The sequence below is a fragment of the Microcoleus sp. BM001215392 genome (assembly GCF_036700185.1).
Classification (GTDB): domain Bacteria; phylum Cyanobacteriota; class Cyanobacteriia; order Cyanobacteriales; family Microcoleaceae; genus Microcoleus.
The window spans coordinates 22,667-29,534 of sequence record NZ_JAUBOJ010000041.1 but is presented as its reverse complement, the minus strand read 5'-3'; the positions used below and the strand labels follow the sequence as shown (position 1 = coordinate 29,534).

Genomic DNA, 6,868 nt, shown 5'->3' with positions numbered 1-6,868 from the left:
AATGACTAATGACTAATGACTAATGACTAATGACTAATGACTAATGACTAATGACCAATGACTAATTAAAAAGATGCGATCGACTAACCAGCCAATTTCCCAACCACAGCCCGAAACCGGAACTAGCGACTAACAAAATAAACGTGTACAGTTGGCGGCCAGTGGCGATCGACCTTTCAGCAGCTACCATCCGCGCCACAACTCCAGCAATAACTCCCGTCGCCGCCCAAGCCCCGTAAACAGTTTTAGATCCGGCGATCGCCAAGGCCCCAGTCAAAGCGCCCGAACCCGCACCAGCCAAAGCGCCCGCCCACGCCCCCATCCCCAGCCCGATCGCACCTGAGAGGCCGACGGGGCGCCGGGAATTCACCCCTACTTCCGCCACCAGCCCGCACGTCAAACCGACAATCCCCCAGCACACGGCCACCACTCCTGCCCTCACCCAATCCCCAGAACCCGTTCCCGCCAGCAATCCTACCACTGTCGTCACTCCCGCCCCCGCCAACACTACGGCCACGGCCCGAGACTCGGCGGCAGAACTGGCGATCGCCCCCAAACCAGCACCAACTACCGCCCAAGCAGCCCCTGTTACCGTTCCTCCAGCTTGAAAACCGGCGATCGACCCCCCGACCGCACCAGCAGAGACCAACGCCGCCAGCCACACTCTAGGCGTAGCCGAGCCCTCCGCCAGCAAAATCGCGCCCCACAGCCAATCCGCACCCCAGATTAAAGTCCACATCCACATTGGGGCGTCAAATTTCGTCAAAATGTAGCCTGTCAAAACGTAACTCGCCACGGCGATCGCCAGCGGCCCCCAAGGGAACATGGAATATTTTTGTGATGGCCGCGGTTTGGAGTATGGAGTCGGAAATTCTTTTTTCCGGTTCGCGGTAAGGTAGGGATATTTTTGAGATGGTCGCGCTTCCCTGGCTGCGGTGGGCCCAGATGGCTTTTTTCCCCCCCACGTTTGGCGATTTTGAGTTGTAAATCGTTTCTGGTTTTTCGGGTTGTTTGGAGTGGGAATTTTGTGGGATGCTGCTTTTTTTTGCCGGGTTTGAGTGCGCTGGGAACCGGGCTTGGCGCCTGCTGATTTTGCAGAACGCCTTCTCAGTGGCTTTTCGGGCGGCTTTTCGGGTGGTGGCGGCGGTGCGGGCTGCTGAGATTGTTTGTCGGTCGCCTGCGGTGGAGGCTGACTGAGAAATAACACCAACTCGTCGTAAGCTTGATTGATTTCTATTAATCTTTGTTGGGCTTTTTGTTGCAGGCGATCGTTGTGAGCAAACCGATCGGGATGCCACACAAAGGCTAAATCCCTGTAAGCGCGCTTAATTTCTTCTAGGGAAGCCCCAGGCTCAATTTCGAGGATTTCGTAGCATCGATTAATGTCAGCCATAGGCTTCGATCGCGAGTGCGGTAAATGGGCGATCGTACTTCTTATCTTCCACTATTCTCAAGCAAGCTGCACAGCCCGCCGATTTTAGATTTTAGATAAGGCTTGGGCATCGCCACCTTTAATTTCCAAGCTTGTTTTCAAGATTGATTCCTCGCTGTTGTTTGCATGGGTTATTTATCGGACTCGTACACCGAGTTGCCGATCCCAGTGGAGGGGTTTGGCTGCTTTGGCGAGCGGAGCTTCGGGGAGTTGACCCACAGATACACCATAGCGCCAATCGGGCGGACAGATGGCAATGTAGCGGGCATAGCCACCTAATCCCCCCTGAAATTTGGGATAGCCGATCGTCACTAAGGCTCCTGTTTCCGGCACTCGATCGAGATTGGCTACTCCCTCAGCCTGAGTATAGCCATTTCTGAGCAACCAAGCTTCTCCTTCCAGCGTCGGCGTACTATCTGTATCGAGGGGTTCGTGACCGTGAAATAGAATTTTACGTTTTAGATGCAAAAATTGCAGCGCATCCAGCGAAACACCTGGAAACTGGGTACGGGTTGCCAACTCAGGATTCGGCCATTCTTTCGACCAATCAGAACGGACAAACACCACAGATCCTTCCGGAATTTGGCCGTGTTGCCGTTCCCATTTCAGAATATCTCGCACTTGTATAGCATAGTTTGGATCGCGAGCCACCTGCTCTTGAATCGGAATCACCACTAACGGACGAACAGCAAAGGTGGGTGGTAACTCGTCAATCGCAGGATAGTCAGGATTCCAGTGGGCTGGGGGATCGAGTTGCGTACCTAGTTGGTCTGTGGGCAAATCGTAGTGGGTTGCTTCAAAGCCATCGGCGGAGTAGGTGTAAGCTTTGCCCGTTGTCGGAGCAATCGTAGCTGAAAATTTAGGCTTTCCAAAACCCGCCCATACCGGGATAGTTGGTGTAATGGTGTGGGTGAGATCGACGTATTTTGCTGATTTGAGTGAGCGTTGATAGACTTGCCAGAGTGGGGGTTGAGGATTTGGCTGAGCAATTGCGATCGACCAAGAAATGATTGCACAAAAGACAACAATAATAAATCCTAAGAATCTAAATCTTTGCATAGCCGGAGTGACCTCTTAGCTTGTTTGTTTCGGGATATTTACGGCTAGGCAAATATCCAGCCTGTTGAAGCGTTTGTAGGTTAGGGCGATCGCTGCATCACCTCTGAATTCAGCCGATCGCCCTTCACCATGCTACCTTAGGGTTGGATATTCTGATTGAGTATGAAGGTTGCCTGCGACGGGTGATGCTCAAGGTTGCGTGTAAGTAGATCGTTAATAGGAAACAGTATGGATACAGATTTTTGGCTCCAAAAGTGGGAAAAGAATGAGATAGCCTTTCACGCAAGCAAGCCCAATCCTGTATTGGTTGCATACTTCAAAGAACTTAAATTGGTCGAAGAGAGTCGTGTATTTTTACCCTTATGTGGCAAAACTCTGGATATTGCCTGGTTGCTTTCTCAAGGGTATCGTGTCGCCGGAGCAGAGTTGAGCCAACTCGCGATCGAGCATCTGTTCCTAGGACTTGGATTAGAGCCAAAAATATCAAAACTTGGTAACGTCTCACGCTATAGTGCGACAAACATCGACATATTCGTTGGTGATATTTTTGACTTATCTCATGAAGTTCTTGGCCGTGTCGATGCAATTTATGACCGAGCAGCTTTGATCGCTTTGCCGGAAGAAGTGAGAAATAGATATGCAAAACATTTGTTAGAAATTACAGACACAGCCGAGCAGTTAATGATTAGCTTGGAATACGATCGAAGCCTGATGAACGGGCCCCCTTTTTCGGTTGATAGTGATGAAGTAAATCGACACTATAAAGATGCTTATAATTTAAAGCTTCTTGAAAGCAGATCCATACCAGGTGGACTGAAAGGAATATGCGCGGCCACCGAAAATGCTTGGCTGCTCAAAAAGGATTAATAAATCTGTCAGGACTTACGCACTAAATCTTTTTGCATAATATGCTTCCCGAATTCGATCTGATAGACTGAAGGCATCGATCGGGCTAAGTTGACCTATGACCATTGCGATTGACCAACCAATACAACAGAAGCCACTCAGCTTTGATGAGTTTCTCGCCCGGTATGGTGGCGATAACCGCTATGAACTGATCGATGGAGAGGTATTCGATTTGGAACCAACAGGCCTACACGAAGAAGTTGCGGCGTTTATCGATCGCAAACTGAATGTCCAAATCGACGGAGCAGGCTTACCCTGGTTTGTCCTGCAACGGGGACTCTTACGCCCTCCTAATACTAATATGACAGCATTTCGACCGGACATTGCGGTGGTCGATCGGACAGAATTGGTGAATGAAGTGCTATGGCCAGAACAATCAATTCTGACGCAAGGCAGTTCGATTAAGTTTATCGCTGAAGTCGTCAGCAGCAATTGGCAGAATGACTATGCTCGTAAGGTAGAAGACTATGCTGCGTTAGGGATTGCCGAATATTGGATTGCTGACTGCGCCGCTTTGGGTGGGATTCGACACATTGGCAAACCCAAACAGCCCACATTGTCGATCTGCATTCTGGTGGATGGCGAGTATGAAATTCAGCAGCTTCGGGGCGATCGAACTATCGTCTCTCCAACCTTCCCAGACTTAAAACTGACGGCCGAACAGGTGTTGAGGGCTGGTAGATAAAATCGCCACGATCGACTACCTTCGATGAGAGATCGATATATTATGTTAACAAGCGATCGCAATATTGCCAAAGTATGAATTGCTAAAGGAGGGAAAAGGATGAGTTCCTTTGTACTCGGTTTTCAGGATATTGACAAAACACAACTCATGCTTGTTGGGGGTAAAGGCGCAAACTTGGGGGAACTTTCCAAGATTCAAGGAGTCCTCGTACCGGATGGCTTTTGTATTTCTACGGTCGCCTTTAAAAGAATCATTGGGGAAACGTCGTCGATTCACGAATTACTCGATCGGTTATCGCTTCTAAAAGTAGAAGACCGGCATAAAATCGGTGAACTTAGCGGTGAGATTCGCTCTTTCATCGAAGCGATAGCCATTCCTCAAGATATTAATGAAGAGATCGCCCGCTTCCTCTCCAGGCTGGGAGAAAAAAATGCCTGTGCAGTACGATCGAGCGCAACTGCGGAAGATTTACCGACGGCCTCTTTTGCAGGCCAACAGGATACGTATTTGAACATTATCGGAAAGGAAGCAATCTATCAGCACATAAATAAATGTTGGGCTTCCCTTTTTACGGATCGTGCGGTAATTTACCGGATACAAAACGGCTTCGATCACCGTAAAGTCCACCTGTCTGTAGTTGTTCAGAAGATGGTCTTCCCGCAGGTGGCAGGCATTTTATTTACTGCCGATCCCGTCACTTCTAATCGGAAAGTATTATCCATTGATGCCAGCTTCGGACTTGGTGAGGCCTTGGTCTCCGGCCTGGTGAATGCTGATAGCTATAAAGTGTGTAACGGCAAGGCGATCGATAAGCAGATATCCACCAAGAAACTGGCTATTTATGCCTTAAAAGATGGCGGTACGAAAGCACAGGAGATTGAGCCTGAGTTGCAGAATAAGCAAGCCCTGACGGACGAGCAGATTTTACAGCTCGATCGCACGGGCAGAAAGATCGAAGCACATTTCGGCAGCCCCCAGGACATCGAATGGTGTTTGGTTGACGATACATTTTATATTGTGCAGAGCCGCCCAATTACTACTTTATTCCCGATTCCTGAAGCGCACGATCGAGAAAATCACGTCTATGTATCGGTCGGTCATCAACAAATGATGACCGATGCTATGAAACCATTGGGATTGTCTTTTTTCCTGTTAACTACTAAGGCACTCATGCGTACTGCTGGTGGAAGGTTGTTTGTTGATGTTACACCGATGCTGGCTTCACCTGCGGGCAGAGAAACTTTAGTAAATGTCCTGGGAAAATCAGATCCGCTCATAAAAGACGCACTTACAACCATCATAGAGCGGGAAAATTTTATAAAATCGTTACCGGACGATCGAGAAGAATCAGATTCTGGTAAAAGCAATCAAGGCGCGCCACCCGCAAATTATCAAACACTAAACGATTACGATCCAGCGATTGTTGCTGATTTGATTCAACAGAGCCAAACCTCGATCGAAGCGTTAAAACAAAACATCCAAACGAAATCAGGATCGGATCTGTTTGATTTTATCCTGGAAGATATCCAGCAATTAAAGAAGACCAACTCCGATCCGCAGAGTTTTGGTGTGATTATGACTGGGATGAATGCTGCATCCTGGATTAATGAAAAAATGAGCGAATGGTTAGGTGAGAAAAATGCAGCAGACACGCTTGCTCAATCTGCGCCCAACAATATTACTTCGTCCATGGGTCTAGCGCTATTGGATGTTGCAGATGCGATTCGTCCTTATCCAGAAGTTATTGAGTATTTAAAACATACAAAAGATGATAACTTTTTGGATGAACTAATTCAGTTTGAGGGCGGACAGGAAACTCAAGACGCTATCTCTGCTTTTCTTAACAAATACGGAATGCGATGTGCCGGAGAAATCGATATTACCAGAACTCGTTGGAGTGAAAAACCAATGACACTTGTTCCCATGATACTCAATAATATCAAAAACTTTGAGCCTGGTGCCAGCGATCGCAAATTTGAGCAAGGACGCCAGGAAGCGCTGAAAAAGGAACAAGAGTTATTAGAGCGGTTGCAGCAATTACCGGATGGCGAACAAAAAGCCAAAGAAACCAAACGAACGATCGACCTGGTTCGGAATCTCATCGGTTATCGTGAATATCCAAAATACGGCATAGTAAGTCGCTACTTCGTTTACAAACAAACTTTGCTGAAAGAAGCTGAACAACTCGTACAAGCCAACGTTATTAATGAAAAATCAGATATCTACTATCTCACTTTTGAAGAACTTCGCGAAGTTGTCCGCACAAATAAACTGGATTGCCAGATTATCAGCAAACGAAAAGACGAGTTCAAATTATATCAAAAACTAACTCCTCCGCGTGTGTTCACGTCTGATGGTGAGATCGTTGCAGGTGAGTACAAACGAGAAAATCTCCCAGCCGCAGCGATTGTTGGTCTAGCTGTTTCTTCCGGCGTTATCGAGGGGCGCGCACGTGTCATCTTAAACATGGAAGATGCAGATTTAGAAGCTGGAGATATATTAGTCACCGCATTTACTGACCCTAGCTGGACACCTTTGTTTGTATCCATAAAAGGTCTAGTCACTGAAGTTGGTGGACTGATGACTCATGGTGCGGTTATCGCCCGTGAATATGGTTTACCAGCAGTTGTGGGAGTAGAAAATGCTACCAAGCTGATCGAAGACGGACAGAGAATCCGGGTGAATGGAACAGAAGGGTATGTAGAAATGCTATAAATTGAGATACAGCATATTCCATGTATATATGGTACATAAGATTGTGTATCTACCTCAGTAGCTAGTTTGCC

At 47.6% G+C, this 6,868-nt stretch carries 5 protein-coding genes; 3 read left to right on the top strand and 2 right to left on the bottom strand.

What is annotated here, in order from left to right; translation table 11 throughout:
- Positions 1-61: 61 nt before the first annotated feature.
- Both QT974_RS07410 and QT974_RS07405 read right to left on the bottom strand, forming a co-directional pair.
- The gene (locus QT974_RS07410) at positions 62-1,393 is read right to left on the bottom strand and encodes a DnaJ domain-containing protein (protein ID WP_333467873.1); all 1,332 of its coding nucleotides are present in this window, start codon (positions 1,391-1,393) and stop codon (positions 62-64) included.
- 174 nt (positions 1,394-1,567) lie between these two features.
- Entirely contained in the window at positions 1,568-2,491 is a 924-nt protein-coding gene (locus QT974_RS07405; RefSeq protein WP_333467872.1) for a cyclase family protein, read from the bottom strand.
- A 228-nt stretch (positions 2,492-2,719) separates the two neighbouring features.
- On the opposite strand from QT974_RS07405, the gene tmpT reads away from it, so the two are divergent.
- From tmpT to ppsA, 3 genes are all read left to right on the top strand, one after another.
- Positions 2,720-3,358, top strand: coding sequence for a thiopurine S-methyltransferase (gene tmpT, locus QT974_RS07400; RefSeq protein WP_333467871.1), 639 nt, complete (start codon positions 2,720-2,722; stop codon positions 3,356-3,358).
- Positions 3,359-3,455: 97 nt separating this feature from the next.
- Positions 3,456-4,082 carry a Uma2 family endonuclease gene (locus QT974_RS07395; protein ID WP_333467870.1) on the top strand — a complete coding sequence of 209 codons (627 nt, stop codon included), beginning with the start codon at positions 3,456-3,458 and terminating at the stop codon, positions 4,080-4,082.
- A 99-nt stretch (positions 4,083-4,181) separates the two neighbouring features.
- Positions 4,182-6,797, top strand: coding sequence for a phosphoenolpyruvate synthase (gene ppsA, locus QT974_RS07390; RefSeq protein ID WP_333467869.1), 2,616 nt, complete (start codon positions 4,182-4,184; stop codon positions 6,795-6,797).
- The last annotated feature ends 71 nt before the right edge of the window (positions 6,798-6,868 follow it).

Excerpts from the sequence above, each read along its gene's own strand:
- ppsA (WP_333467869.1), top strand. The coding sequence starts at position 4,182 with ATGAGTTCCTTTGTACTCGGTTTTCAGGATATTGACAAAACACAACTC.
- QT974_RS07405 (WP_333467872.1), bottom strand. The coding sequence starts at position 2,491 with ATGCAAAGATTTAGATTCTTAGGATTTATTATTGTTGTCTTTTGTGCA.
- QT974_RS07395 (WP_333467870.1), top strand. The coding sequence starts at position 3,456 with ATGACCATTGCGATTGACCAACCAATACAACAGAAGCCACTCAGCTTT.
- tmpT (WP_333467871.1), top strand. The coding sequence starts at position 2,720 with ATGGATACAGATTTTTGGCTCCAAAAGTGGGAAAAGAATGAGATAGCC.
- QT974_RS07410 (WP_333467873.1), bottom strand. The coding sequence starts at position 1,393 with ATGGCTGACATTAATCGATGCTACGAAATCCTCGAAATTGAGCCTGGG.